The sequence below is a fragment of the Isoalcanivorax pacificus W11-5 genome, assembly GCF_000299335.2.
Lineage (GTDB): Bacteria > Pseudomonadota > Gammaproteobacteria > Pseudomonadales > Alcanivoracaceae > Isoalcanivorax > Isoalcanivorax pacificus.
In genome coordinates this window covers 3,466,821-3,493,147 of the sequence record NZ_CP004387.1, presented here as the reverse complement: position 1 = coordinate 3,493,147, position 26,327 = coordinate 3,466,821, and the positions used below count along the sequence as shown (strand labels likewise).

Below are 26,327 nucleotides of genomic sequence, written 5' to 3'. Positions count from 1 at the left end.
CTGCGGGCAATGGCGGAAAGTGGTGTAGGCGATTGACGCGAGAGGGGGTCAGCGTGGCGCCTGATGGCGCCACGCCGTGGGGGCGGGATCAGCCGCGCGCAGCGCGCGCCTCGAGGCCGAGCAGACGGTCGCGGATGCTCTGCTCGATGCCGGCAGCATCCAGGCCCAGGCCGGCCAGCAGCACATCACGCTTGCCGTGATGGATGAAGGTATCCGGCAGGCCGAGATTGAGCACCGGCACGGTCAGGGCGCTGGCGGCGAGGTATTCGTTCACTGCGCTGCCGGCACCGGCCATCAGTTGGTGATCTTCGAGTGTGACCAGCAGGCTGTGGTGGGTGGCCAGTTCACGGATCAGCACTTCATCCAGCGGTTTCACCCAGCGCATGTCGATCACGGTGGCATCCAGTGCCTCGGCAGCGGCCTGGGCGGCCGGCAGCAACACACCGAACGACAGGATGGCCACCTGGCGGCCTTCCCGCACACGCCGGCCCTTGCCGATCGGCAGGGCGTTGAAGCGGTCTGCCAGCGGGACACCGGGGCCGGTGCCGCGCGGGTAGCGTACCGCTGCCGGGCCGGGATGTTGCCAGGCGGTGTAGAGCAACTGGCGGCATTCGTTTTCGTCCGCCGGCGCAGCGATGATCATGTTCGGCACGCAGCGCAGGTAGGCGAGGTCGAACACGCCGCCGTGGGTGGCGCCGTCTTCGCCGACTATGCCGGCGCGGTCAATGCCGAAGGTCACGTCCAGATTCTGCAGCGCGATGTCGTGGATCAACTGGTCATAGGCGCGTTGCAGGAAGGTGGAATAGATCGCCACCACGGGTTTCTGGTTTTCGCAGGCAAGGCCGGCGGCGAGTGTCAGCGCGTGCTGTTCGCAGATCGCCACATCGTGGAAGCGCTCGGGGAAGCGGCGGCTGAACTCAACCATGCCGGAGCCTTCGCACATGGCCGGCGTGATCGCCACCAGACGCGCATCACGCGCGGCGGCATCGCACAGGAAACCGCCAAAAATATCCTGGTATTTAAGCAACGGGCCGGGTTTCGGCACTGCCTGCTCAAGCTTTTTCTTCGGCTCGATCTTGTTGATCGCGTGATACCCCACCGGGTCGGCTTCCGCCGGCGCAAAGCCCTTGCCCTTGGTGGTGTAGACGTGCAGCAGCTGCGGGCCTTTCAGATCGCGGATGTTGCCCAGTGTGTCGAGCAGTTCGTCGATATCGTGGCCATCCAGCGGGCCGATATAGTTGAAGCCGATGGATTCGAACAGCGCGTCCGGGCTGACCATGTTCTTCATGCTCTCTTCCGTGCGACGCAGGAAATCCCACGCGGCCGGCATGGCCGAGAGCACTTTCTTGCCGCCTTCGCGCAGCGCGATATAGGTCTTCGACGCCCAGATGCGCGCGAAATAATTCGCCAGCCCGCCCACGTTGTGGGAAATCGACATGTTGTTGTCGTTGAGGATCACCAGCAGGTTCGATTTGGTATGCGCGGCGTGATTGAGTGCTTCGAAGGCCTGGCCGGCGGTCATCGCGCCATCACCAATCACGGCCACGCTGCGACGTTGCCTGCCGGCCATTTCCGCGCCCAGTGCCATGCCCAGTGCAGCGCTGATCGACGTCGAGGAATGGCCCACACCAAAGGTGTCGTATTCAGATTCAGCACGATTGGGAAAACCGGACAGGCCGCCCTGCTGGCGGATGCTGGTCAATTGCTCGCGCCGGCCGGTGAGGATCTTGTGCGGGTAGGTCTGGTGACCCACGTCCCATACCAGCCGGTCGTCCGGGGTCTCGAACAGATAGTGCAGCGCCACGGTCAGCTCGACCACGCCGAGGCCGGCGCCGAAATGGCCGCCACACTGGCCCACGGCATACAGCAGGTAGGCGCGCAGTTCGTCCACAACCTGATGCAGTTGTTCACGGGGCAGGGCACGCAGGTCCGCGGGGCGGTCGATGCGGTCCAGAAGCGGCGTGGACGGCCGGGTCAGCGGTATCTCGTCAAACGTCTTCGCCATGCGGTGCTCAAAGTTGCGTTGCGTTAAGTTGCGTCATGTCAGGGCGGCATTATAGCCGCCCGTCGGGTGTCGGGTCAGTGTGTGCGGGCCACGATATAGCTCGCCAGGTCCTTCAGCAGGGTCACGTCGCGCTCCGTGGCGACGCTGTCCAGCAGCGCATGGGCCTGCTGGCAAAGTTGAGCGGCACGTTCACGGCTGGCTTCCAGGCCGATCAGGCCGGGGAAGGTGCTCTTGCCGTGACGTTCATCCGAGCCGCTGGGCTTGCCCAGTTGCTCGGTGGCGGCGGTGACATCAAGGATATCGTCCTGAATCTGGAATGCCAGCCCGATCAGGTCGCCGTACTGGCGCAATGTGTCGCGCAGTACCGCCGGGGCACCTGCGGCCAGCGCGCCCATCACCAGCGCGGCGGTGATCAGCCGGCCGGTCTTTAGGTAGTGGATTTCTTCCAGTGCCGGCAGTGTCAGCATCTGGCCGTGCGCCTGCATGTCCTGCATCTGGCCGCCAGCCATGCCGCCGGCGCCGGCGGCGTGGGCCAGGGTGCGCACCATCGCCAGGCGGGCGGTGTCGCTGTGGCCGCCGCCGCTGGCGAGCACTTCGAAGGCGCGGGTCTGCAGCGTATCGCCGGCCAGAATGGCAGTGGCTTCATCGTAGGCGATATGGCAGGTGGCGCGGCCCCGGCGCAGGTCATCGTCGTCCATCGCCGGCAGGTCGTCATGCACCAGTGAATAGGCGTGGATCAGTTCCACGGCCACCGCCGGCGCGTCGGCCTGCTCATCGGTGCCGCCGCACAGGGCGCAGGCGGCGTAGGTGAGCACCGGGCGAATCCGTTTGCCGCCGCCGAGGGCAGCGTAGCGCATGGCGTCGGCCAGCCGCGGGGAGGCGCCCAGGTCAGCGGGCACGGCCAGGTTCAGTTGCGCCTCCAGGCGTGCGCGATGCGCCTGCATGAACTGCTCGAGGCGGGTGAAATCAGGCGTTGTCAGCATCGTCGCCATCACTGAAGGGTTGCGGTTCGGCGTCCTGATGCTGGTCCAGCAGGATACGCACCTTTTGTTCGGCCTGTTGCAGTGCCTGCTGGCACTCGCGGGTCAGGCGGATGCCATCCTCGAACGCCTTGAGGGACTCCTCCAGCGACAGCTCGCCGGATTCCATGCGCTCGACCAGACTCTCCAGAGTGGCCAGCGCGTCCTCAAGACGGGCTTGCTTTTGCTTTGCGGCCATAGCGGGCGGGGTCCTCGGTGGCGGGGCGGACGGGCATTGTGACATGCCACGGCGGTGGCGGGCAGAACACTAAAAGAGAGCAGGGGGCGAGTCAATCTGTACGGCCCTTGCGAAGTGAGTGGGCGCTTGCTACAGGCGTGTGCATTCCAAATCGGCATAAGACGGCTATTTCCTGAACAGCCCCGCCAGGGCTATATTGGTGGGCCTCGTCGGCCGTGCGGGCATTCCGGATTCCCGAGATCTCCTAAACCCTTGGTATTCATGCCCGCACCCCCGGCGGGGGCCTTTGGGCCTCTTGCCAACCGATCTATCAGCAGAAGACGGATCAATCTCTGTGTCAGGCAGCCTTCAGAAGAGTCAGTTCACATTCGCCGCAATTTGCGGAGCAATTGCCCCGCTCACTAATTTTTAGCGGGCGGGGCGTTGATGCTCTATTCCCCTTTAACGATAGTGCAGGATTGGCTAAACATGCCGAGTACTGTGGTGCTCCGGTAGTCGACACTGGAAACTTTAGAGATGTTGCCCTTTTGCTTGGCTGCATCAATAGAGGCATTACCCCCAGCGACTATCCCCAAAATATTGGCGGCGCATGACTCCCCAGTCTTGGATGAGTGCTCGTTGTCTGAAGCGTTTACCGGTCCGGCTACTGAAGTGAACAAAAATCCGTTGCCCACCGGACTGACGGCAGCAGCGCAGCCGCCAAGAGTGGTAATCATTGTCCCCATTGCAAGCAGTTTAATAATTTTCATTTCAACGACCTTGTTTGGTTTTATGGATGTGCTTCCATTCGAGAAGCGCACGAAGTGTAAAACAATTGTCACAAAGCTGGCAGCTAAGGCCTCGCGCTGGCCGTCCCGTCGGGGCGGCCTTATCATCGCCGCCATGAAACTGATACTTGCCCCCATGGAGGGCCTGGCCGACTTCTGGTTGCGTCAGGTGCTCACGGACATCGGTGGTTACGACTGGTGTGTCACGGAGTTTGTCCGTGTCAGCGGGCTGCTGTTGCCGCCCAAGGTGTTCTATCGCTGGTGTCCGGAACTGAAACAGGGCGCGCGGACCCGCGCCGGCACCCCGGTGCACGTGCAACTGCTTGGCTCCGACCCGGCCTGTATGGCCGAGAACGCAGCGCTGGCGGCGTCGCTGGGGGCGCCGGCCATTGATCTGAATTTTGGCTGCCCGGCCAAAACCGTGAACCGGCACCGGGGCGGGGCGGTGCTGCTGGATGAGCCGGAGCTGGTGCATGCCGTGGTCGCCGCCGTGCGCCGGGCGGTGCCGGTTGATATCCCGGTGTCCGCGAAGATGCGGCTGGGCAATGCGGATGACGCCCGGGCGCTGGACAATGCCCGGGCCGTGGCGGCGGCCGGGGCGAGCTGGCTGACGGTGCATGGCCGTACCAAGGCTCAGGGTTACCGGCCACCCGCATTCTGGGATCGTATTCACGCTGTGCAGGCGGCTGTCAGCCTGCCGGTGATCGCCAACGGCGAGATCTGGACACCGGACGATGCGCGCCGCTGCCAGGCGGAAAGTGGCTGCCAGGCCCTGATGCTGGGGCGCGGTGCCGTCAGTGACCCGTATCTGGCGCATGCCATTCGTACCGGCAGAGGCCATGGCTGGGATGACATCGCGCCGCATCTGGATGCCTACGTACGCATGCTGCTTGGTACTGGCAAACCTGACCAGGAAGCCGGTCGGGTGAAGCAATGGCTCAATTATCTGCGTCGTGATTATCCTCAGGCCGCGGCGCTGCTGGCACGGGTCCGCCGAGAACGCGATCCGCACGCAATGCTGACGCTGCTGGCGGCGGATAAAGCCGCCTGAGTACCAGCCCCCTCCCTGTTGTCCGACCGGTCATCCCGCGCTACACCTTCGACTAAAGTCATGATGTGCGTGCTTGCCCCCTTGTTTTAAGTTGAACGGTAACCCGTCCATATCCAGTGGACAGGCATATCAGGTATGCAAAGGGGTAAAGCATATGAAAGAAGAAAATGCCCGTGCCTACTGGGCCGCGAACGTGAGGTTGATCCTCACCTATATCGCCATCTGGTTTGTCGTGTCGTATGGCTTCGGCATTCTGTTGGTGGATGTTCTCAATCACATCGAGTTCTTCGGCTTCAAGCTGGGTTTCTGGTTTGCGCAACAAGGCTCCATCTATGCCTTTCTGGTGCTGATCGTGATGTACGCGGTGTCGATGAACAAACTCGACAGGAAATTCGACGTACACGAGGAGTGATACCGGAATCCACGCTACAACTGCTCGGGTTGCAACCCGGCACTAACAATAACGAGAGGCCATAGTCATGGATGTGCAACTGCTAACCTATCTCTTCGTTGGCGGGTCATTCGCGCTCTATATCGGTATTGCGATCTGGAGCCGAGCCGCGTCAACCAAGGAATTCTACATTGCCGGTGGTGGTGTATCGCCGCTGGCCAACGGTGCCGCCACCGCCGCTGACTGGATGTCCGCTGCTTCCTTTATCTCCATGGCGGGGATCATCGCCTATTCGGGCTACGACGCGTCGGTGTACCTGATGGGGTGGACCGGTGGTTACGTGCTGCTGGCCATGCTGCTGGCGCCCTACCTGCGCAAGTTCGGCAAATTCACCGTGCCGGATTTTGTCGGCGACCGGTATTACTCGAGCACCGCCCGGACCGTGGCGGTGATCTGCGTGCTGTTCGTGTCGTTCACCTATGTGGCCGGGCAGATGCGTGGCACCGGTATCGTCTTTGCCCGCTTCCTGGAAGTGGACGTGAACGTGGGGGTCATCATCGGTATGGCGGTGGTGTTCTTCTACGCCGTGCTCGGGGGCATGAAGGGGATTACCTACACCCAGGTGGCGCAATACTGCGTGCTGATCTTTGCCTATCTGGTGCCGGCCGTGTTCCTGTCCATCATGATGACGGGCCACATTCTGCCGCAAACCGGGTTCGGGGCCACGCTGCTGGACAGCGCGGGGAATGACACCGGTGTCTACCTGCTGAACAAACTGGACCAGGTCGTCACCGATCTGGGTTTTGGCACCTACACCGATGGCACCAAATCCACCATTGATGTGTTCTTCATCACCGCTGCGCTGATGTGCGGTACGGCGGGTCTGCCGCACGTGATCGTGCGTTTCTTCACGGTGCCGAAAGTGCGTGATGCGCGCGTGTCTGCCGGCTGGGCGCTGTTCTTCATTGCCCTGCTGTACACCACTGCACCGGCGGTTGGCGCCTTTGCCCGCACCAACCTGATCGATACCGTGAACGAAACCGCCTATCAGGAACTGCCGGAATGGTTCTATAACTGGGAAAATTCCGGTCTGATTGCCTGGGTCGACAAGAACGACGATGGCCTGGTGCAGATGCGTGCCGGCAACCCGTTCGCCGGTGCGCCGAGCTATGCGGGTGCCAATGATGACCCGGCGGCGCGTGGCACATACGGAGAGCGCCTGTTGAACAATGCGCCGACCGAAAATGATGGCGAGGTGTATATCGACCGCGACATCATCGTACTGGCCAACCCGGAAATCGGTAACCTGCCTGCCTGGGTCATCGCGCTGGTGGCTGCCGGTGGCATTGCCGCAGCGTTGTCCACCGCAGCGGGTCTGCTGCTGGTGATTTCCGCCGCGATTTCGCATGACCTGCTGAAGAAAACGCTGATGCCGAATATTTCGGAGAAACAGGAATTGCTGGCGGCGCGCTTGTCTGCGGTGGTGGCGATCTGCATTGCCGGTTACTTCGGGGTCAATCCACCCGGCTTTGTGGCGCAGGTGGTGGCGTTCGCCTTTGGTCTGGCGGCGGCAAGTTTCTTCCCGGTCATCATCATGGGCATTTTCTACAAGCGCATGAACAAGGAAGGTGCGATTTCCGGCATGGTGGTGGGTCTGGCCTTCACCTTTGCCTATATCGTCTACTTCAAGTTCATTTCGCCTGAACTGAACACCGCCGAGCACTGGTGGCTGGGCGTGTCGCCGGAAGGTATTGGCACGCTGGGCATGATCCTGAACTTTGCCGTGGCGTTTACGGTATCGCGCTTCACGCCGCCACCGCCGGAGCACATCCAGCACATCGTCGAGGACATCCGTGTTCCGCGTGGTGCCGGTGCAGCCGTGGATCACTGAACCGCGTATCCCGGCCCGGCGTCCGCCGGGCCGGTGATGCCACAGTGAGGATGAATGTGGTACACACAAGAACGGGGCATCGCGGGGCGGTGTCCCGATTTTGCTTTCTGAAGACCGAGGATTCTGCATGATCCGTCTGGATCTCGCTCAGCTACCCTTTTCGCTGCTGGACGACGACGCCCTGGCGCAATTGCGTCAGGGCGCGGATGTTGCCTATTACGATCGCGGCGAGGTGATCCTTGATGCCGGTGACGTCGGCCAGCATGTCTTCGTGATTGAAAAAGGCGCGGTGGAAGAGCTGGACCTCAGCGCCCCCAGCGCCAGGGCCCGCATCGGGCTGTATACCCATGGCGATCTGTTCGGCGCCATCAGTGTACTCAACGGGCATAGCCGTTACCGCTTTGTGGCCGACCAGGAAACGCTCTGTTATCTGATCCCCGGCGTGCTGTTCTCCAGGCTGTGCGAGGCCAGCGCGCCGTTCGCCGATTACTTCCGCCAGCGCCTGGCGGAAAAGAGCCGCCTGCTGACAGAGCAGCGGGAGGGTGGCGTGACCATGGCGGGTTTCATGCTCGCACGCGTCTCTGAATGCATGCGCGCACCGCTGCTGCTGGAAGCCGGCGACACCATCCAGGATGCGGTGCAGGCGCTGAACAAACAGCGCGCCGACAGCGTGCTGGTATTTCGCGATGGCGATCTGGGCATCATCACCAAGACCGATATGCTCAACGCCATGGTGTTGCATGGCCGGGGTGTCGATGCAGCGCTGGGTGAGGTGGCCGAATACCGGCTGGTGACAGTGGCGCCCGAGGAATTCCTGTTCGCCGCACTGGTCAAGATGACGCGCCATGAAGTGGCGCGTGTGGTCGTGCTGCGGCAAGGGCGACCGGTGGGCGTGGTCGAACTGCCGGATGTGCTCAGTTATTTCTCCAGCCGCTCGTATGTGGTCGGGCTGGAAGTGGAAAAGGCCAACGACCTTGATGCACTGGCGTTGGCCAGCGCACGGCTGCCAGAGCTGGTCAGGGCATTGATGGCGCAGGGCGTGAAGCTGCGCTTTGCCATGGATCTGCTGGCGGCACTGAATGGCCGCATCATGAGCAAGGCGTTCGGGTTCGTCGTGCCTGCGGCACGCCAGGCGCAGAGTTGCCTGATCGTCATGGGCAGTGAGGGACGCGGCGAGCAGATACTGAAAACCGACCAGGACAACGGGCTGATCCTCGCCGATGACGTCGACTGGCCGGACCGCGAGCCGGTGCTGTCCCGGTTCAGCGATACCCTGCTGACGCTGGGTTACCCCCCGTGTCCGGGCCATGTAATGGTGAACAACCCGGAATGGGTGCACAGTGTATCCGGCTGGCGGGCGCGTATCGCGCGCTGGGCGATGCTGCGCGACGGCACCTCCATGATGAGGCTGGCGATCATGCTGGATGCGCACGCTATCGCCGGCGACCTGACACTGCTGGACAAGGTGCGCACGGCACTGTTCGACCAGTGCAGCCGCGATGAGCTGCTGCTGTCGCAGTTTGCCCGTAGCGTGCTCAAATTTTCCACGCCGCTGACACTGTTCGGCTCACTGAAAAAGCCGCAGCACGGCATTGATATCAAGAAGGGCGGCATTTTCCCGATCGTGCACGGCGTGCGCACGCTGGCGTTGCAGGCACGTATCGATGCGACCTCGACGTTTGTGCGGCTGGAACGGCTGGCCGCCAGTGGCGTCCTCAGCCGGGAAATGGCCGAGGACCTGGGCGAGGCGATGTCGCTGTTTGCCGAACTGCGGCTGCATCAGCAGCTGCAACGCATGGCCGATGGCGAGCCCGGCGAGGGCAACCTGCTGGTGGTGCAGAAGCTGCCGTCCCTGGAGCGTGACATGCTGCGTGATGCGCTGCATGTGGTGAGTGATTTTCGCCAGCATCTCTCGCGCCGGTTTCATCTGGAATACTGAAGTCTCCACGCCGGACCGGCGTGGAAGAAGTGGAGTGGAGCATGTTGAAAGCGATACGGCGGGCGGTGGATCGCCATCGTCACGGGCAGGGGGCCTACGCGCACCTGTTCGAGCGCTACCAGGGCGACGAAGTGGTTGCCCTGGATTGCGAGACCACCGGCCTGGACCCGCGCAGCGCCGAGCTGGTATCCATCGCAGCGGTGCCGGTGCGGGAGGAACGGGCCCTCAGTGGCAGCGCGCTGGATATTCGGCTGCGCCATCCTGCCGGATTGAGCGGTGACTCGATCCGTATTCACCGGTTGCGGCCGATGGACCTGAGCGATGGATTATCGGTGGAGGATGCCCTGGCCGCGCTGCTGGATTTTATCGGCAACCGGCCGCTGCTGGGCTGGTGCATCGACTTTGACGTGGCGGTGATCAACCGGCACCTGCGGCCGCGCTTCGGTTTTGAGCTGCCGAATGCCACCATCGAGGTGTCGGCGCTGTACCAGCGGTACCTGCGCCGCATCCAGCCGGAAGTGACGCCGGACCTGCGCTTTGAGGCAATTGCAAAGGCATTGTCCTTGCCGGAGCTGGAACGCCATTCGGCAAAAGGTGACGCCACCACTACGGCGCTGATGTATCTTCGCTTGAAGAAACTCGGCGCGGTTGCCACACCGAACTGACAGGCTGTTGAAAACACCCTGCCCTGCGCGCGCAGAACAACAACACAAGATGACGGGAGACAAGCGTGATTGCACGTCTGGAAGTACTGCTGCTGGTGATCGGATTGCTGATGGTACTGTTCGCCTACGGCCGCTATATCCGCCGTACCGGTGACTGGCACGGGGTGCTGGTGTTCTGGCGCCGGCGGCTGGCGCTGTCGGTGCCGGAGTTCAAGCTGCAACGGGCCGGTATCGTGGTAATGTTTCTGGCGGTGGCGTTGCGCCTGGTCAGCAGCATCTGGCTGGTGTGAGGGCGGGTTCTGCCACACCCTGAATAACGGCGCATGATGCCGCAGCGGGTCCTTGGGCCCGCCTGATCAGATAACAACGGAGACGGGGCGGTGTTCTCACTGTTACAGCTTGGCGGCCTGGCGCTGCTGTATGTGCTGGTGTTGTTCGTGATCGCCTGGTGGGGGGACCGCGCGGCGCGGCGCGGCTCGAAGCTGGTCAACAACCCCTGGACCTACAGCTTCGGCCTGGGGGTCTACTGCACGTCCTGGACCTTCTTCGGTGCGGTAGGCGAGGCCGCCAACCGGGGCTGGAGCTACCTGCCCATTTATCTCGGCCCGATCCTGCTGGTCGGGCTCGGTGGCACCGTGTTGCTGAAACTGATCACGCTCGGCAAGCAACAGCGCATCACCTCCATCGCCGACTTCATCGCGGCCCGCTACGGCAAATCACAACGGCTGGCAATGCTGATCACCCTGATCGCGGTGATTGGCGTGTTGCCCTACATCGCACTGCAACTGAAAGCCGTCACGCTGGCCTTCGATGTGCTGGCGCCGGGCACGGCGGAGCTGGACGGCATGGCCGACAGCGCGCTGGTGGTGGCGATGCTGATGGCCGCCTTCACGCTGTTGTTCGGCACCCGTCATCTGGATGCCACCGAACACCAGTCCGGGCTGATGCTGGCGGTGGCCTTTGAGTCGTTCATCAAGCTGGTGGCCTATATCGCGGTCGGCGTGTTCTGTCTGTTCTATGTGTTCGAGGGGCCGCTGGGTTTCTTCACCGACGAGACCGTGGCCTCCCTCGCCGGAGACCTGTTTGCCATCGGCTGGCCTGAACAGGATTTCATCGCGCAGATGCTGCTGGCGATGGCCGCGATTGTCTGCCTGCCGCGCCAGTTCCACGCGGCGGTGGTGGAGAATAACGATCTGCGACACCTGCGCACGGCGCGCTGGGTGCTGCCGGCCTATCTTGCCATCTTTGCTGTGCTGGTGATGCCGATTGCACTGGCCGGCCTGATCCGCCAGCCGCAGTTTGCCGCCTATGCCGACGTCTATGTGCTAACCCTGCCGATGATGGAAGGGCCGGGCTGGCTGACGCTGCTGGTGTTCATTGGCGGCATCGCGGCCGCGACCGGCATGGTGATTGTGTCCACCATCGCCGTGGCAATCATGGTCACCAACGAAGTGCTGTTGCCACTGTGGCTGCGCCGCCGCGTGAACCTGCGCGATGACCTGGAAGAGCTTGGCAGCAATGTGCGCAGCCTGCGTCGGCTGGCGATTGTGCTGATCCTGCTGCTGGCGTTCCTGTTCCATCAGCTGATGGTGGATTACGTGCGCCTGACCAGCATCGGGTTGTTGTCATTCGCGGCGGTGGCGCAGTTCGCCCCGGCGCTGTTCGGCGGCCTGTACTGGCGTGGCGGGCAGGTGCGCGGTGCGGCGAGCGGGCTGGTGGTGGGCATCGTGGTGTGGGCATTCTGTCTGTTGCTGCCGGCCATTGCGGACCCGCAATGGGTGGCGATGCTGAACAGGGAAGGGCTGCTCGGGTTCGGCGTGCTGCGGCCGCAGCAATTGTTCGGCCTGCAAGGGCTGACACCGCTGGCGCACGGGGTGATCTGGAGCCTGTCGCTGAACACCCTGGCCTACATCTGGTTCTCGCGCCGTGCGCGGCCCTCGGCGCTGGACCAGTCACAGGCGACGCTGTTCGTCGACATGCCGCTGGACTGGTGGCGTGATGCCGGCACCTCCGGGCTGGTGAGCCAGGGTGAACTGCTGGATCTGGCCGGCCGCTGCCTGGGCGCCTACCGTGCGGAAGTGCTGTTTCGCGAGCACGCTGACAAACAGCAATTTTTCTGGCAGCCGGAATTGCCGGCGCCGCTGCACCTGGTGCGCTTCACCGAACGGCTGCTGGCCGGGGCCATGGGGGCGAGTTCCGCGCGCATCCTGCTCGGCACTTTGCTGACAAAACAGGAAGCCGACCGCCACGAAGTGGCGCGCATCATGGATGAAGCGTCCCAACTGATCCAGTTCAACCACCAGTTGCTGCGTACCACCATCGAAACCATTTCCCAGGGCATCTGCGTGGTGGATCGCGATCTTAATATCGTCGCGTGGAACCGTGCCTACGAACGCTTGTTCGATTACCCGGAAGGGCTGATCCGCCTTGGCCGGCCGATTGCCGACGTGTACCGCTACAACGCCCAGCGCGGTTTTTACGGCGAAGGTGACCTGCATGAGCAGGTTGGCCGGCGGGTGACGCTGTTGCGCGAAGGGTCGGCGCACAACTTCGAGCGTGTGCTGCCCAACGGCACGGTGGTGGAGGTGTCGGGTATGCCGATGCCCGGCGGCGGCTTTGTCAGCACCTTCCTCGACATTACCGCGCGCAAGCGCGACGAATGGGTGTTGCGCGAAATCAACGAAAACCTGGAACAGATCGTCGCCGACCGCACGCGGCGTCTGTCGGAAGTGAACGAGCGCCTGCAACACGCGATTGCCGAAGCACAGCGCGCCAACCAAGGCAAGACACTGTTTCTTGCTGCCGCCGGGCACGACCTGATGCAACCCTTGAATGCGGCGCACCTGTTCTGTTCCTCACTGCAACAGCGCATGCAGGCCGACACGCTGGATGATGTCCCGCGCGCGCGGGAAATGGTGGCCAATATCAGCGGCGCGCTGGAAGCCGCCGAAGGGCTGATCAGTGATCTGCTGGACATCAGCCGCCTGGATACCGGCGCCATGCCGGTGGATGAACGACCGCTGCCGCTGAAGCGCCTGCTGGCCAACCTGGCCGGTGAATTCTCGGTGCTGGCGGAATCCCGCAATCTGGTGCTGCACTGGGTGCCGTGCGACGCGCTGGTCTTCACCGATGAAAAACTGCTGCGGCGCGTGTTGCAGAACCTGCTCGCCAATGCGGTGCGCTACACCCGTGAAGGCCGCATCCTGCTCGGCTGCCGGCGCTTGCCGGGTGCGGTGCGCATTGAAGTCTGGGATACCGGCAGTGGTATCGACCCGGCCGAGCAGAAGGAAATCTTCCGCGAATTCCGCCGCCTGCCCAACAGCGAGCAGCACGGCAACGGCCTGGGGCTGGGCCTCGCCATTGCCGAACGCATCTGCAAACTGCTGCGCTTTGAGCTGTCGGTGCGCTCCTGGCCGGGGCAGGGCACGGTGTTCAGCGTCACCATGCCGCTGGCGGATGCCCAGACCGTGCGCCCGGTGGAGACGCCGCCGCCGTCGTTTGCGCCGCGCCGCCTGGACGGCATGCGGCTGCTGTGCGTGGACAACGACAGCACCATCCTGGCCGGCATCGCCGCGCTGCTGGGCGACTGGGGCTGTGATGTGCTGTGCGCCCGCTCACTGGCCGAGGCCGAGGCACTGCTGGCCGACGGCACCGTGCCGGACATGCTGCTGGTGGATTATCAACTCGACGACGAAGACGGTTTCGACGTGGTGACGGCGCTGGATGCACGCTGGGATGATGCCGTGCCGGCGGTGCTGATGACCGCCAACCATGATCCCCGGGTGCGGCAGCGGGCGCAGGACCAGGGGCTTGGATTTCTGCAGAAGCCGGTGGATGCGCAGGCGCTGTATAACGCGCTGACGGGGCTTTGAGCAGATCGGACCAAGACTTGCCAATGATGCGCCGACCCTGGTCGGGCTTCTGGTATCTACCGTTGCGTGCTGTGCTCGCGAGCTGGATGTTTTAACTGACTGTTGAAAAACAGTCTGTGCTGACGGCCTAATCCGGCCGTCAGTAAAATCAATCGCTTATCGCGTTTTATTTTGATTGAGCCGTCAGTGCAGGCTGTTTTTCAACAGCCTGTTCATAACCCTCATGGCCGCCAAATACCTAGTTCTGGTAATTGGGCGCGCGTCAACACCTCTGTTAAATGGGCGTTTTTTGGGGGGGGGGCGGCCAGACAGCGGTCGCCGTGGACATGGCAGGCTGCCTTGCCGGCCATGCGACAGGGTGACCCGAGAGACAGGCGCAGACCTGTGTGTCGGGTTGCTGTGCACGGCCATCCCCTTTCGCATGGACAGTGGGAAGGGGACGTCATGAGTCATGTTCATCGTGCGCGGCAGCGCCTGCACATCTGCTTGATAGCTGGCGCCGTCTTCTCTGCGCGTTGTTTCGGTTTCGCAATCGTAATGTTACTGCTGCTGGGCAGCCCTGCCGTGGTGGCGGACTGTACGCGGCAAGGCGCCGACATGACGTGTGCCGGGGTGCCGGTGGAGGGCATCCGCGAGGACAACTCCGCCATCAGGCAAATCGTCGTCGAGCCGGGAGGCGATGGCAGCACGCCGGTGGAGCCGGGACAGACCGGCATATTCCTGCGCCAGACCGGCCTGCACGGCACCGATCAGGTGCGTGAAACAGAGTTCGGCAACAACACGGTCCAGTTGGATCATGACGGTGATGGTGCAGAGCAAGAGCCGACACCGGAATGGACGGTGCTGGCGGATGACCAGGGCCAGCCGGTGCTGATCGATGGCTACTATGTGCGCTTGCTGCCCAATGACGCATTTTCACTGGCCAACGACAGTGGCACGCTGCGGTCTTTTGGCGACGGCGACGCGCTGGCGGAATACCTGCTGGAAGAAGAGGTCGCGCTGGGCGATGGCGGCGGTGCCCTCACCGGCAGCCTGACGGTCGATAACCGGGCCTCGTTCGAGACCGTCGATGCCGACGGCATCACTACCGTCTCCAGCGGTGGCAAGGGTGGCAACGGCGGCTGTACTTCCTACCTCGTCTATACCAAATGCCGTGGCGGCTGGGCCGGCGGCAACGCCGGGTCCGTGGCGGTCAACCACCGTGGCGCCATTACCGTGCGCGGCGACGGTGTGCACGGTATCCGTGCGGTCAGCCTCGGTGGCCAGGGCGGCAACGGCGGTGGTTCATTCGGGGCGTTTTATTCCAGTGCCGGCCGGGGTGGCAATGGAGGGCACGGTGCGCAGGTGAGTGTGCTGCTGAGCAGCAGTTCGGTGATCGAAACCTTCGGCGCGGGCAGCTATGGGGTGCTGGCCAGCAGCAGTGGTGGTAACGGTGGTCGTGGCGGGTCTTCCTCCGGTTCGGTTGCGCTGGGCAGTGCCGGCGGCAATGGCGGTAACGCCGGCCTGGTCAACGTGATTCACCACGGGCAGATCACCACCCACGGTGAGGCTTCCTACGGCATTTACGCCCTGAGCACCGGCGCGGGCGCCGGCAAGGGCAGCAGTTCCGGCGGATTGGTCGCGGTGGGCGGCAACGGTGGTGGCGAATCCAGCGGCAATCAGGTGACGGTGATCAACACCGGCACCATCCTCACCGGCGGCGAGAACGCCATCGGCATCTTTGCCCAGTCGATTGGCGGCGGTGGCGGTGATGGCGGCGGTGCTGGCGGGCTTTTTTCCGTGGGCGGCAGCGGTGGCTCCGGAGGCGGCAGTGATCTGGTCACGGTCAATAACGCGGGTGTGATCCGCACCCAGGGCGAAGGGGCCACGGCCATCTTGGCGCAGTCCATCGGGGGTGGCGGCGGCAACGGCGGCAATGCTGTTTCGGGCGGCACCAGCGGCTCGGTGGCGGTCGGCGGTGATGGCGGGCTGGGCGGTGACGGCAATGATGTACTGATCAATGCGCTGGCGTCCGGCGAGGGGCTGGCGGACCTGATCGCCGGTGTGATCGAGACGTCCGGCGCGCGGGCGCACGGTATCCAGGCACAGTCCATCGGCGGTGGTGGTGGCAATGGCGGGCTGGCGGTGGCCGGCTCGGTGGACCCCGGCTTCAGTGCCAGCGTGGCGTTGGGCGGCAGTGGTGGCCAGGGCGGCGATGCGGCGGCGGTCACGATCAATCAGCATGGTGAGGTGCTGACCGGCGGCGACCATGCGCACGGCATCTTTGCCCAGTCCGTGGGTGGCGGCGGTGGTAGCGGCGGTGGTGCGATCAGTGCCTCGGTCAGCGGCGGTTATGCGATGGGGCTGGCGCTGGGGGGCAGTGGCGGCCAGGGGGGCGATGCCGGCGAGGTGGCGGTTAGCCTGCTCGGTGATGTGTCCACGCAAGGTACGCAGTCCTTCGGTGTGCTGGCGCAGTCGGTGGGCGGCGGCGGCGGTGACGGCGGCTTTGCCGCAGTGGTGACCACCGGCAGTGTGAGCGGCAGTGTCAGCCTCGGCGGTGGCGGTGGGCAGGCCGGGCACGCCAGTGATGTGTCGGTGCGGATCGGCGAGGTGGCGAATGCGCACCAGATCGCCACGCAGGGCGAAGGGGCGCATGGCGTGTTCGCGCAGTCCGTGGGTGGCGGGGGCGGCAATGGCGGCATGGCGATCAGCGGTAGTCTTGGCGGTGGTTCGGTATCGGTGGCGCTGGGTGGCAGCGGCAGTGGCGGTGGTAACGCCGGCGCGGTCGGGCTGGTGAATTACAACCTGATCCAGGCTCTGGGAGAGTCTGCCACCGGCCTGATGGCGCAGTCGGTGGGCGGCGGGGGTGGCCACGGCGGGTTCGCGCTGAGTGGCGCCGTGGGGGTGTTGTCGGCCGCTGCCGCCGTGGGCGGCTCGGGCGGTGGCGGCGGTGACGGTGGCGATGTGTCGCTGGAAAACCATGGCACCGTCATCACCGAAGGCAATCTGGGGTATGGCGTGCTGGCGCAGTCGGTGGGCGGCGGTGGCGGCAACGGCGGCTCGGCGGTGTCGGCCACGCTGGCGATCTCGGTGGAGAACGTGCCGGCGGCAGGTGCCTCGGTGGCCATCGGCGGCCGGGGCGGCACCGCCAGCCACGGCGGTGAGGTGTTGCTGGCCAATACCGGCAGTGTGCAGACCGGCACACAGACCACGGTGGATGACGAGGTGGTGCGCACCGGCCAGGGTGCACACGCGCTGTTTGCGCAATCAGTGGGTGGCGGTGGCGGCAATGGCGGCTTTGCCGGTGCCGCAGCGCTGACGCTGGGCCAGGGCGCCAGCTTTGCCGTGGCGGTCGGTGGGCAGGGCGGTGCCGGGGGCGACGGCGGTGAGGTGGCGCTCACCAGCACCGGCGAGGTATTGCAGACATTTGGCGATGGCGCGGACGGGATTCATGCCCAGTCCATCGGCGGCGGCGGTGGTGACGCCGGCTTCGGGCTGGCGCTGGCGGCCAGCGGCGGCGGGCAGACCAACCTCAGCGTCGGGGTGGCCATTGGTGGCGCGGGCGGCGACGGCGGCACGGGCAATCTGGTCAGTGTGGACAACCAGTCCGCCATCAACACAGCGGGTAACCAGTCCAACGGCATCCTGGCGCAGTCCATAGGCGGTGGTGGCGGCAACGGCGGCTTCGCGGCCACGGGCACTGTGACCGTATCGGGCAATGCCGCCCAGGCCGGTGTGTCGGTGGGCGGCCAGGGTGGCACCGGCAACTTTGCGTCGGCGGTGACGGTGAGCAATGCCGGCGCCATTACCACCCTGGGCGACGGCTCGCTGGGTATCCTGGCGCAGTCCATAGGTGGCGGCGGTGGCAATGGCGGCCTGTCCGTGACAGGGCAGTTTGTCATGAGCGAGGATTATTCCGGCCAGGTCGGCCTGGCCATCGGCGGCAACGGTGGCCAGGGCAGTTACGGTGGCCAGGTGGCGGTGGATAACCTGGCGGCGGGCAGCATCACTACCTATGGGCTGGGGGCGCACGGCATCCAGGCGCAGTCCGTTGGCGGCGGTGGCGGCAAGGGCGGGCTGGCGGTGTACGGTGGCATCAGCAAAGCCGGCAACGAGAAGTCGCTGAGTATTGCCGGCAGCGTTGGTGGCTGGGGCGGGGATGGCGGCTACGGTGACCGGGTGGATGTGGTCAACGCCGGGGCCATCCGGGTGCACGATGATTCGGCCATCGGCATCCTGGCGCAATCCATCGGTGGCGGCGGTGGGGACGGTGGCGATGCCTATACCGGCCTGCTCGGCCTGTCCAATACCTCGCAGTCGCAGGCCACCACCTACAACCTGGCGGCGTCGGTCGGCGGCGAAGGTGGCAGTGGCAATCATGCCGGCGCGGTGAAGGTGGTGAACAGCGGCAGCATCATCACCGGGAGCCTGACCGAGATCGACGGCGTCGAGTATGTCGCCGGCATGGGCGGCTATGGCATTTACGCCCAGTCGGTGGGCGGCGGTGGCGGTATCGGTGGCCGTGCCAACACCATGAACGTGGTGTTTGGCGGTGTCTGTACGGTGCCGCTGGCCTGCGACCGCAGCAACAATAATTTGGCCCTGGCCGTGACGGTGGGCGGCTTTGGCGGTGCCGGCGGCGATGGCGATGCTGTCGAGGTGATCAACACCGGCACGCTGGTCACGCTGGGCGATACCGCCGATGCCATCTTTGCCCAGTCGGTGGGTGGTGGTGGCGGCAGCGGCGGCAATGGCGTGAACGGTGTCGAGGGCGGGCCACCGCTGAAAAGCTATACCCCGATTTATCAGGACATCAGTGTCGTGGTGGGCGGCAATGGTGGCGCCAGCGGCAACGGCGGCGATGTGCTGGCGCAGAACGCCGCCGAGATTCTCACTTCCGGTGCCAATTCCAACGGCATCTTTGCCCAGTCAGTGGGCGGCGGTGGTGGCGTCGGCGGCAAGGCCGTGATCGGTGCCGTGGGCAAGGTCGGTGTCGGCGGTGAAGGGGGTGCCGGCGGTGATGGTGGGCGTGTCGACGTCGCGCAACTCGGCGGCGGCACCATCGAGACACTCGCGGTGGCCAGCCACGGCATCTTTGCCCAGTCGGTGGGCGGCGGTGGTGGCATGGCCGGCAACGTGGACCGCATGTTCGCGTCCGGCGTGCTGAGTCACCTGGGCGATGTCGGCGACGGCATGGGCAGTGGCATTGAGGCGGCGTTTGGTGTCGGCATCGGCCTGGGGCTGGCGTTTGGGCGTGACGCGGGTAATGGCGGCCACGGTGGCGCGGTGGATGTGTCGGTGGACGGCAATATCCTCACCCACGGCGACAGCAGCGCGGGCGTGTTTGCGCAGTCCGTCGGCGGTGGTGGCGGTGTGCGCGGCGAGTTGGGCAATGAGGGGCCGGTGCTGTCGATGCTGTCCTGGCATATCGGCTCCAATGGTGATGCGGGCAACGGCGGCGGCGTCAATGTCGAGGTGGACGGTAATGTCCTCGCCAGCGGCAACGCGGCGCAGGGTATTTTTGCGCAGAGCAGTGGCGGTAAGGGCGTGGCCGGTGATGTGGATGTGCTGGTGCGCGGCCAGGTGTTGATGGCGGCGCTGCTGGAGGATGAAGACGGCACGGCGGACGATCCGCAGCGTGGCCTGGGCGCGGTGGGCATCATGGCGCACAGCGCGGCGCTGGGCAGCGATGGTGACCTGGGTCAGGACGACTCGGTGGACCGGGCCAACAGTGGCGACATCACCATCACGATTGCCGGCGCGGACAGCGTGGTGCGCGGCGGTCGCAGCCAGGTGGTGCGCGATGACCCGGCCGATTATGCCGAATATGTCGGCATTGGAGTCTGGCTGCTCGATGGCCGCAACAATACCGTGACCAACGAAGGCACGATTCTCACCGCCGACGGGGTGCAGGGTGGCCTGGCCATCTATGCCAGTGGCAGCCACGGCGAGATTGGCCTCAGCGGCGGACACACCACTGTCGATAATCACGGCCTGATCATCGGCTCGGTGGACCTCGGTGAGGGCACCAATGCCTTCAACAATTTCAGCAGTGCGCAGTTCGATACCGGGCGCGCCGTGGACCTGGGCGCCGGCAATACGCTGTCCAACGAAGGCCGGGTGGAAATCGGCGGTGCCGGGGCCATCCTGACCACCGAACTGACGGGCCGTTTTGCGCAGAGCGGTGACGGCACGCTCGGGCTGGACCTGGACCTGGCCCGTTCCGGCGGGGCCGATGAGGCGGACCGCCTGAACGCCACTGGCGATATCGTGCTGGCCGGCGACGTTGATCTGCATGTCCACAACGTCAGCCAGCTCAAGCCCGGCCAGTATTCGGTGACGCTGGCCGAGTCTCAGACCAGCTTGGCAAATGCCGGCCTGACGCTGCTGCATCCGGAATCCGCAGTGATCCAGTTCGATTACCGTTTGGTTGGCGACACCGCACTGCAACTCGACTACGGCATTGATTTTCAGGTCGACGGCCTGACCGGCAACCAGCAGGCACTGGGCGGCCACATCAACGCGATTCAGACGGCGGGCGGGTCGGACACGCTGGCGCCCTTCGTCACCAGCCTGTTTTACCTGCCAGATGCCGAAAGCTATCAGCAGGCAGTGCGGCAGATGCTGCCTTCCGCCTATCAGGCCAACGAGGCCACGACGCTGTTCGCGGGCATGAATTTCGCGCGCAAGATGCTCAGTTGCCGGAGCAGCGACGGCGCCTATCGTTATGTCGCGGAGCAGGAATGTGCCTGGATGAGCCTCCAGCGTGAAACCTCCCGGCGCGATGAAACGGACGACCTGCCCGAGTCACGCCAGGACACCACGGCATTCGCCTACGGCATCCAGGCCGCGCTGGACCGGCAGGAACGGTTCTTCGCCGGCTTTGGTGTCGGCTTCGACAAAGTGCAGGGCAACGCCGGCGACAGCATGAAAAGCGACGGCACCCGCTTCCACCTGGGCGCCGTGCTGAAGGCGCGCTGGGGCAACAGCGTGCTGTCGTCGTCGTTCTCCGGTGCGCTCGCCAACATGGACGTGGTGCGCACTGTCTCCATGCCGGGGCAGCCGGTGCAGCATCTGGAAGCCACCCAGCGGCTGCGCTACCTGGCGGTCAACGGCATGGCCAGCCATGCGTTTGAATTTGGCAATCTCTACCTCAAGCCGATGCTCGGGCTGGGCATGACGCACATGATGTATTCCGGCTACACCGAACAGGGTGGCCCACTGGCGTTGCGTGTCAGCGGTGACCGCCATACTTATGTCTCGCTGTCGCCCGCGCTGGAGTTGGGCGGTGAACTTGGCCTGGGACGCAGTGCGCTGCTGCGCCCCTATGCGCAGGTGGGTGCCACCCGTCTGCTCTCCGGGGATGATCCATCAATCTCGGTGGCGCTGGCGGCGGCGCCGGGCGGGGTGGGCGCCTTCACGGTATCCGATCAGCTCGACGACACCCTGCTGGATATCACGGCCGGCGTGGACCTGCTCACCCACGATGGCTTCAGCGTGCGCCTGAGCGGCACGGCGCGCACCGGCGACACCGTGCGGGATTATGGCGGGCAGCTCAAGATCGGGTTGCGGTACTGAGTGTCGGGCTCCGGGCACTAAAGCCATGGGCGGCAGGGTAGGTAGAGCAGGGGGAGTATGTGGATCCCGGCAACGCTGCCGGGCTTTCGCCATCTCCCTCTGGCTCCCTTGCCCGGAAACTGGCAGCATTCCCTGCTTTCCTGTCCCCTGGGGGGAAGCCACATGACCACTGCCGCCGCAGAGCGCCCGACTAACTCGCCAGCCCGTGTCCTGTTCGCCAGCCTGGTGGGCACCACGATCGAGTTCTACGATTTCTACATCTACGCCACCGCCGCCGTGCTGGTGTTCCCGCACCTGTTCTTCCCTGGCTCGGACCCGACCACCGCCACCCTGCAATCGCTGGCCACCTTTGCACTGGCATTCTTTGCCCGGCCCCTCGGTTCGGCGGTGTTCGGGCATTACGGCGACCGCGTCGGCCGCAAGGCGACACTGGTGGCGGCGTTGCTGACCATGGGGGTCTCCACTGTCGTGATCGGCCTGCTGCCGACCTACGCGCAGATCGGCATGCTGGCACCGCTGTTGCTGGCGCTGTGTCGCTTTGGTCAGGGGCTGGGGCTGGGCGGCGAGTGGGGCGGCGCGGTGCTGTTGGCGACCGAGAACGCGCCGCCGGGCAAGCGCGCCTGGTACGGCATGTTCCCGCAGTTGGGTGCACCGCTGGGCTTTCTGTTGTCCGGCCTGTCGTTCCTGATCCTGGCCGAGACGCTGAGCGAACAGCAATTTTTCTCCTGGGGCTGGCGTATTCCGTTCCTGGCCAGCGCGCTGCTGGTGGCGATCGGCCTGTATATCCGCCTGCAGATCGAGGAAACGCCGGTGTTCCGCCAGACACTGGACCGCAATGAGCAGGTGAAACTGCCGATGGTGGAAGTGGTGCGCAAGCACCCGCGCACGCTGGTGCTGGGCACGCTGATCGCGCTGGCCACCTTCGTGTTGTTCTACCTGACCACGGTGTTCAGCCTGACCTGGGGCGTGTCGCAACTGGGTTATGCGCGCGATGAATTCCTCACCATCCAGTTGTTCGCGGTGCTGTTTTTCGCGCTGATGATCCCGGTCGCGGCGCTGGCGGCGGACCGCTACGGCCGCCGTCGTACATTGATCCTGGTGACGGCCGGCATCGCCCTGTTCGGGCTGCTGTTCCAGCCGATGTTTGGCGGTGGCAGCCTGGCCGGCGTGGTGATCTTCCTGACACTGGGCCTGGGTCTGATGGGCATGACCTACGGGCCGCTGGGGACGGTGCTCTCCGAGTTGTTCCCCACCGCAGTGCGCTACACCGGCGCCTCGCTGACCTTCAATATGGCCGGCATCTTTGGGGCCTCGCTGGCGCCCTATATCGCCACCTGGCTGGCCACGCACTACGGCCTGCAATACGTCGGCTATTACCTGGCGGTGGCGGCGCTGCTGACGCTGGCAGCCCTGTGGATGACGCGCGAAACCAAGGATGATGACCTGAATCAGGTCTGAGGCGCGCCTCAGGCGTCGGAGGCGGATTCCGCGTGCGCGGTGTCGATGGCGATGTCGCGCAGCAGCAGCACCGCCTGCGTCCGGTTGCGGGCGCCGAGCTTGCGCAGGATGGCGGTCATGTGCGCCTTCACCGTCGCCTCGGACACATTCAGTTCGATGGCAATCACTTTATTGGCCATGCCTTCCAGCAACATGCCCAGCACGCGGAACTGCTGCGGCGTGAGGCTGGTGATACGCCGGGCCAGTTCCTGCTCGCTGGCCGAGGCGGCGGTGGCGCTGCTCTGACGGGCCGTGACCGGCAACCAGGTCTCGCCCTTGAGCACCGCTTTCAAGGCATCGGTCATGGTGTCCAGGCTGGTGGACTTGGGGATGAAGCCGTTGGCACCGAAGTTGACCGCGCGCTGCATGATATCCGGTTCGTCACTGGCAGAGATCACCACCAGCGGCGTCTGCGGATACTGCTCGCGCAGATAGATCAGGCCCGAAAACCCGTGTGTGCCCGGCATGTGCAGATCCAGCAGCAACAGGCTGAAGCTGCGCTGTGCTTCGACCAGATGCTGCACGGCGGCCAGCGAATCGGCCTCGGTGATCGGTGCATCGGTAAAGCAGCCCGCCACGGCCTGGCGCAGGGCCGCGCGGAACAGCGGATGGTCGTCGGCGATCAGTATCGGGTCCATGGGCTGATTATAGGCCTGTGAGGAAAGAAAAAGCTGCCATGCCGGGTCTGTGACCGGGGTGACGGTCGGTCACGTGCCCATGCCGGCATGGCAGGAGGGTACGGCAACGCTATTTCCATCGGCCCTGCTGGGCCTGTCTGGCCGTCCAGCAAGGCAGCCGAAGCGTAGTGTAGCGAGACCTACATGAGCAGAGGCTAACGCGGCGGGACGGCCAGACAGGCCCAGCCCTTCGGGTTGGGGCTGAAAAAGCGCCGCTCCGCGTTGCTCGTCGTTCATTTGGGTCCGCCAAACTTCACTCCTCGCGCCTCGCTTGAAGCGCCTACTTCTGGTGATCGGCGCTTTTTCAGCCCCAACAGGGCCGATGGAAATAGCGTTGCCGTACCCTCTGGGCAAAACGCCCATGGGGACAAACGCAGAATCAGCGATTCATGCGGGTTTCGACCAACTGGGGCACCACCGCCGGCTCGGCCAGCGTGGACACATCGCCCAGGCTGTCGTGCTCGTTGGCGGCGATCTTGCGCAGGATGCGGCGCATGATCTTGCCGGAGCGGGTCTTCGGCAGCCCCGGCGCCCAGTGGATCAGATCCGGTGTGGCAATGGCGCCGATCTCGCGGCGCACCCACTGCCTGAGCTCGGCATACAGCTCATCGCTCGGGCTGTGGTCGCAGGTCAGTGAGACATACACGTAAATCCCCTGGCCCTTGATCTCGTGCGGGTAGCCGACCACAGCTGCCTCGGCAACGGCCGGGTGCGATACCAGCGCGCTTTCGATCTCCGCCGTGCCCATGCGGTGGCCGGAGACATTGATCACGTCGTCCACCCGCCCGGTAATCCAGTAGTCGCCATCGGCGTCACGGCGTGCGCCGTCGCCGGAGCAATAAGTGCCGGGGAAGGTGGTGAAATAGGTATCGATGAAGCGCTGGTGATCCCCCCACAGCGTGCGTGCCTGCGCCGGCCAGCTGTCCAGGATCACCAGATTGCCCTCGCCGGGGCCGTCGATCAGGGTGCCGTCGTTGTCCACCAGCGCCGGGCGGATGCCGAAGAACGGCCGCATGGCGGCGCCGGGCTTGGTGGCGTGTGCCCCCGGCAGTGGCGTGATCATGACGCCGCCGGTTTCGGTCTGCCACCAGGTGTCCACCACGGCGCTGCCGCCGTGGCCGACGCTGTCGTGGAACCAGTGCCAGGCTGCCGGGTTGATAGGCTCGCCGGCAGTGGCCAGCAGTTTCAGTGAATCACGACGGCTCTGCGCCAGCGGTCCGTCGCCGGCAGCCATCAGGGCACGTATTGCGGTGGGCGCAGTGTAAAGCGTGTTGACCTTGAACTTGTCGATGATCTGGCCCAGCCGGGCGGCGTCGGGCCAGTTCGGCAGGCCCTCGCTCATGACACAGGTGGCGCCGTTGGCGAGCGGGCCGTAGACCAGATAGGTATGGCCGGTGATCCAGCCGACATCGGCGGTGCACCAGTAGATATCGCCGGGGTGGTAGTCGAACACCATTTGGTGGGTCAGTGAGGCATAGGTCAGGTAGCCGCCGGTGGTGTGCAGCACGCCTTTCGGTTTGCCGGTAGAGCCGGAGGTATAAAGGATGAACAGCGGGTCTTCCGCATTCATTACCGCCGGTTCGCACTGTTCCGAGGCCGTGGCCATCAGGTCGTGGTACCAGAGGTCGCGGCCGTCGTGCCAGTCCACGGCACCGCCGGTATGTTGCACCACCAGCACCTTGCTGGCGGCTTTCGCTTCCGGGCGGGCCAGGGCGGCGTCCACGTTCGCCTTCAGCGGGATCTCACGGCCACCGCGCAGGCCGGCATCAGCGGTAATGACCAGTGAACTGCCGCAGTCCGCGATACGGCCGGCCACGGCTTCCGGCGAGAAACCACCGAACACCACCGAATGAATCGCGCCGATGCGCGCGCAGGCCAGCATGGCAAATACGGCTTCGGGAATCATCGGCAGATAAATGGTGACGCGGTCGCCCTTGCGCACGCCCAGGTGCTTGAGCACGTTGGCCAGTTTGCAGACTTGCTGGTGCAGAGCCGCGTAGGTGATGACGCGCGCCTCGCCCGGTGTGTCCGGCTCCCAGTACAGCGCTACGCGATCCGCGTGGGCTGACAGGTGGCGGTCGATGCAGTTTTCCGCCGCGTTGAGCTGGCCATCAGCGAACCAGCGGATATGCAGGTCGTTCTTGTCCCAACGGATATCGCGGATCTGCGTGGGGGGCTGGCGCCAGTGCAGGCGCTGGCTCTGTTCGCGCCAGAACGTATCCGGCCCATCAATGCTGCGCGCGTAGAGCGCGTCATAGGTGGTGGCATCCATCCAGGCGTTGTCGCGGAAACGCGGTTTCACTGCGACGGGCTGGATATCGCTGGGCGCCACGGTGGCGTGTGTAGCGGACATGACGGGCTCTCCCTGAGCTTGGGAACCTCTGAATAACTCCCCGGTGGTTCTGCGGGCGCTACAGCATGCAGTAGCAAGGCGCGGCGCGCCGGCAATACCCCATTCGGGGCACATAGTGGCCGTAGCCCTTGCCAAGCGACGCAACGCGGCTAATGCGTGCTGTAGCGCCCGCCCTTCGGGGCTTTCCGGGCGGCGCCTGCGGAGCAAAGCGACTTCTCGACGTAGCCCGCTATGCCTTCGAAGTCGCGCCTTGATCAGGCGCCGCCCGGGAAGCCAGAACCACCGGGGAGTTATTCAGAGGTTCCCCTGCCTTTGTTATTCGTTCCATGCCCGATGCGGCAGGCACCAGGGGTAATGGTGCCCGGCTGCGCATCCCGAAGGCACGGCGTGGCCGGGGTATCCGGCACGATCAGATATCACGGGGTAGTGACTCCCCGGAGTGTG

15 protein-coding genes are annotated in these 26,327 nt (G+C 64.6%); 9 read left to right on the top strand and 6 right to left on the bottom strand.

Annotation, left to right across the window (positions count from 1 at the left end; translation table 11 throughout):
• Positions 1-88: 88 nt before the first annotated feature.
• The 4 genes from dxs to S7S_RS15575 form a co-directional block, all read right to left on the bottom strand.
• Positions 89-2,005, bottom strand: a complete 1,917-nt coding sequence (gene dxs / locus S7S_RS15590) for a 1-deoxy-D-xylulose-5-phosphate synthase (RefSeq protein ID WP_041026022.1) — start codon at positions 2,003-2,005, stop codon at positions 89-91.
• A 74-nt stretch (positions 2,006-2,079) separates the two neighbouring features.
• Positions 2,080-2,988, bottom strand: a complete 909-nt coding sequence (locus tag S7S_RS15585) for a polyprenyl synthetase family protein (RefSeq protein ID WP_008733480.1) — start codon at positions 2,986-2,988, stop codon at positions 2,080-2,082.
• A complete protein-coding gene (locus S7S_RS15580; protein ID WP_008733481.1) occupies positions 2,972-3,223 on the bottom strand; it encodes an exodeoxyribonuclease VII small subunit in 252 nt (83 codons plus the stop codon). Before S7S_RS15580 ends, S7S_RS15585 begins: the two co-directional genes overlap by 17 nt.
• Before the next feature lie 431 nt (positions 3,224-3,654).
• Positions 3,655-4,107: a TRL-like family protein gene (locus S7S_RS15575; RefSeq protein ID WP_238582904.1), complete on the bottom strand. Its 453-nt coding sequence runs from the start codon at positions 4,105-4,107 to the stop codon at positions 3,655-3,657.
• Between S7S_RS15575 and S7S_RS15570 the strand changes: the two genes are divergently transcribed.
• From S7S_RS15570 to S7S_RS15530, 9 genes are all read left to right on the top strand, one after another.
• Positions 4,106-5,041 carry a tRNA-dihydrouridine synthase gene (locus S7S_RS15570; RefSeq protein ID WP_035203038.1) on the top strand — a complete coding sequence of 312 codons (936 nt, stop codon included), beginning with the start codon at positions 4,106-4,108 and terminating at the stop codon, positions 5,039-5,041. The two genes, S7S_RS15575 and S7S_RS15570, sit on opposite strands and share 2 nt — an antisense overlap.
• 154 nt (positions 5,042-5,195) lie before the next feature.
• The gene (locus S7S_RS15565) at positions 5,196-5,453 is read left to right on the top strand and encodes a DUF4212 domain-containing protein (RefSeq protein ID WP_008733484.1); all 258 of its coding nucleotides are present in this window, start codon (positions 5,196-5,198) and stop codon (positions 5,451-5,453) included.
• A 67-nt stretch (positions 5,454-5,520) separates the two neighbouring features.
• Positions 5,521-7,323: a sodium:solute symporter family protein gene (locus S7S_RS15560; RefSeq protein ID WP_008733485.1), complete on the top strand. Its 1,803-nt coding sequence runs from the start codon at positions 5,521-5,523 to the stop codon at positions 7,321-7,323.
• Between the two features lie 127 nt (positions 7,324-7,450).
• Complete coding sequence (locus S7S_RS15555) at positions 7,451-9,262, top strand: putative nucleotidyltransferase substrate binding domain-containing protein (RefSeq protein WP_008733487.1); 1,812 nt, start codon at positions 7,451-7,453, stop codon at positions 9,260-9,262.
• Between the two features lie 41 nt (positions 9,263-9,303).
• Positions 9,304-9,927, top strand: a complete 624-nt coding sequence (locus S7S_RS15550) for a 3'-5' exonuclease (protein ID WP_008733488.1) — start codon at positions 9,304-9,306, stop codon at positions 9,925-9,927.
• 65 nt (positions 9,928-9,992) lie between these two features.
• Positions 9,993-10,217 (top strand): hypothetical protein, encoded by a 225-nt coding sequence (locus S7S_RS15545; RefSeq protein WP_008733490.1) that lies wholly within the window; start codon positions 9,993-9,995, stop codon positions 10,215-10,217.
• A gap of 90 nt (positions 10,218-10,307) precedes the next feature.
• Positions 10,308-13,799 carry a hybrid sensor histidine kinase/response regulator gene (locus tag S7S_RS15540; protein WP_008733493.1) on the top strand — a complete coding sequence of 1,164 codons (3,492 nt, stop codon included), beginning with the start codon at positions 10,308-10,310 and terminating at the stop codon, positions 13,797-13,799.
• A gap of 537 nt (positions 13,800-14,336) precedes the next feature.
• Positions 14,337-21,356 carry an autotransporter outer membrane beta-barrel domain-containing protein gene (locus S7S_RS20145; RefSeq protein WP_144401687.1) on the top strand — a complete coding sequence of 2,340 codons (7,020 nt, stop codon included), beginning with the start codon at positions 14,337-14,339 and terminating at the stop codon, positions 21,354-21,356.
• 162 nt (positions 21,357-21,518) lie between these two features.
• A complete protein-coding gene (locus tag S7S_RS15530; RefSeq protein WP_008733497.1) occupies positions 21,519-22,814 on the top strand; it encodes an MFS transporter in 1,296 nt (431 codons plus the stop codon).
• An 8-nt stretch (positions 22,815-22,822) separates the two neighbouring features.
• On the opposite strand, the gene S7S_RS15525 is transcribed toward S7S_RS15530, so the two are convergent.
• Both S7S_RS15525 and acs read right to left on the bottom strand, forming a co-directional pair.
• The gene (locus S7S_RS15525) at positions 22,823-23,491 is read right to left on the bottom strand and encodes a response regulator (protein ID WP_008733499.1); all 669 of its coding nucleotides are present in this window, start codon (positions 23,489-23,491) and stop codon (positions 22,823-22,825) included.
• Between the two features lie 418 nt (positions 23,492-23,909).
• Positions 23,910-25,883, bottom strand: coding sequence for an acetate--CoA ligase (gene acs, locus S7S_RS15520; protein WP_008733501.1), 1,974 nt, complete (start codon positions 25,881-25,883; stop codon positions 23,910-23,912).
• Positions 25,884-26,327: the final 444 nt, after the last annotated feature.

Excerpts from the sequence above, each read along its gene's own strand:
- dxs (WP_041026022.1), bottom strand. The coding sequence starts at position 2,005 with ATGGCGAAGACGTTTGACGAGATACCGCTGACCCGGCCGTCCACGCCG.
- S7S_RS15585 (WP_008733480.1), bottom strand. The coding sequence starts at position 2,988 with ATGCTGACAACGCCTGATTTCACCCGCCTCGAGCAGTTCATGCAGGCG.
- S7S_RS15580 (WP_008733481.1), bottom strand. The coding sequence starts at position 3,223 with ATGGCCGCAAAGCAAAAGCAAGCCCGTCTTGAGGACGCGCTGGCCACT.
- S7S_RS15570 (WP_035203038.1), top strand. The coding sequence starts at position 4,106 with ATGAAACTGATACTTGCCCCCATGGAGGGCCTGGCCGACTTCTGGTTG.
- S7S_RS15575 (WP_238582904.1), bottom strand. The coding sequence starts at position 4,107 with ATGGCGGCGATGATAAGGCCGCCCCGACGGGACGGCCAGCGCGAGGCC.
- S7S_RS15565 (WP_008733484.1), top strand. The coding sequence starts at position 5,196 with ATGAAAGAAGAAAATGCCCGTGCCTACTGGGCCGCGAACGTGAGGTTG.
- S7S_RS15560 (WP_008733485.1), top strand. The coding sequence starts at position 5,521 with ATGGATGTGCAACTGCTAACCTATCTCTTCGTTGGCGGGTCATTCGCG.
- S7S_RS15555 (WP_008733487.1), top strand. The coding sequence starts at position 7,451 with ATGATCCGTCTGGATCTCGCTCAGCTACCCTTTTCGCTGCTGGACGAC.
- S7S_RS15550 (WP_008733488.1), top strand. The coding sequence starts at position 9,304 with ATGTTGAAAGCGATACGGCGGGCGGTGGATCGCCATCGTCACGGGCAG.
- S7S_RS20145 (WP_144401687.1), top strand. The coding sequence starts at position 14,337 with ATGTTACTGCTGCTGGGCAGCCCTGCCGTGGTGGCGGACTGTACGCGG.
- S7S_RS15530 (WP_008733497.1), top strand. The coding sequence starts at position 21,519 with ATGACCACTGCCGCCGCAGAGCGCCCGACTAACTCGCCAGCCCGTGTC.
- S7S_RS15525 (WP_008733499.1), bottom strand. The coding sequence starts at position 23,491 with ATGGACCCGATACTGATCGCCGACGACCATCCGCTGTTCCGCGCGGCC.
- acs (WP_008733501.1), bottom strand. The coding sequence starts at position 25,883 with ATGTCCGCTACACACGCCACCGTGGCGCCCAGCGATATCCAGCCCGTC.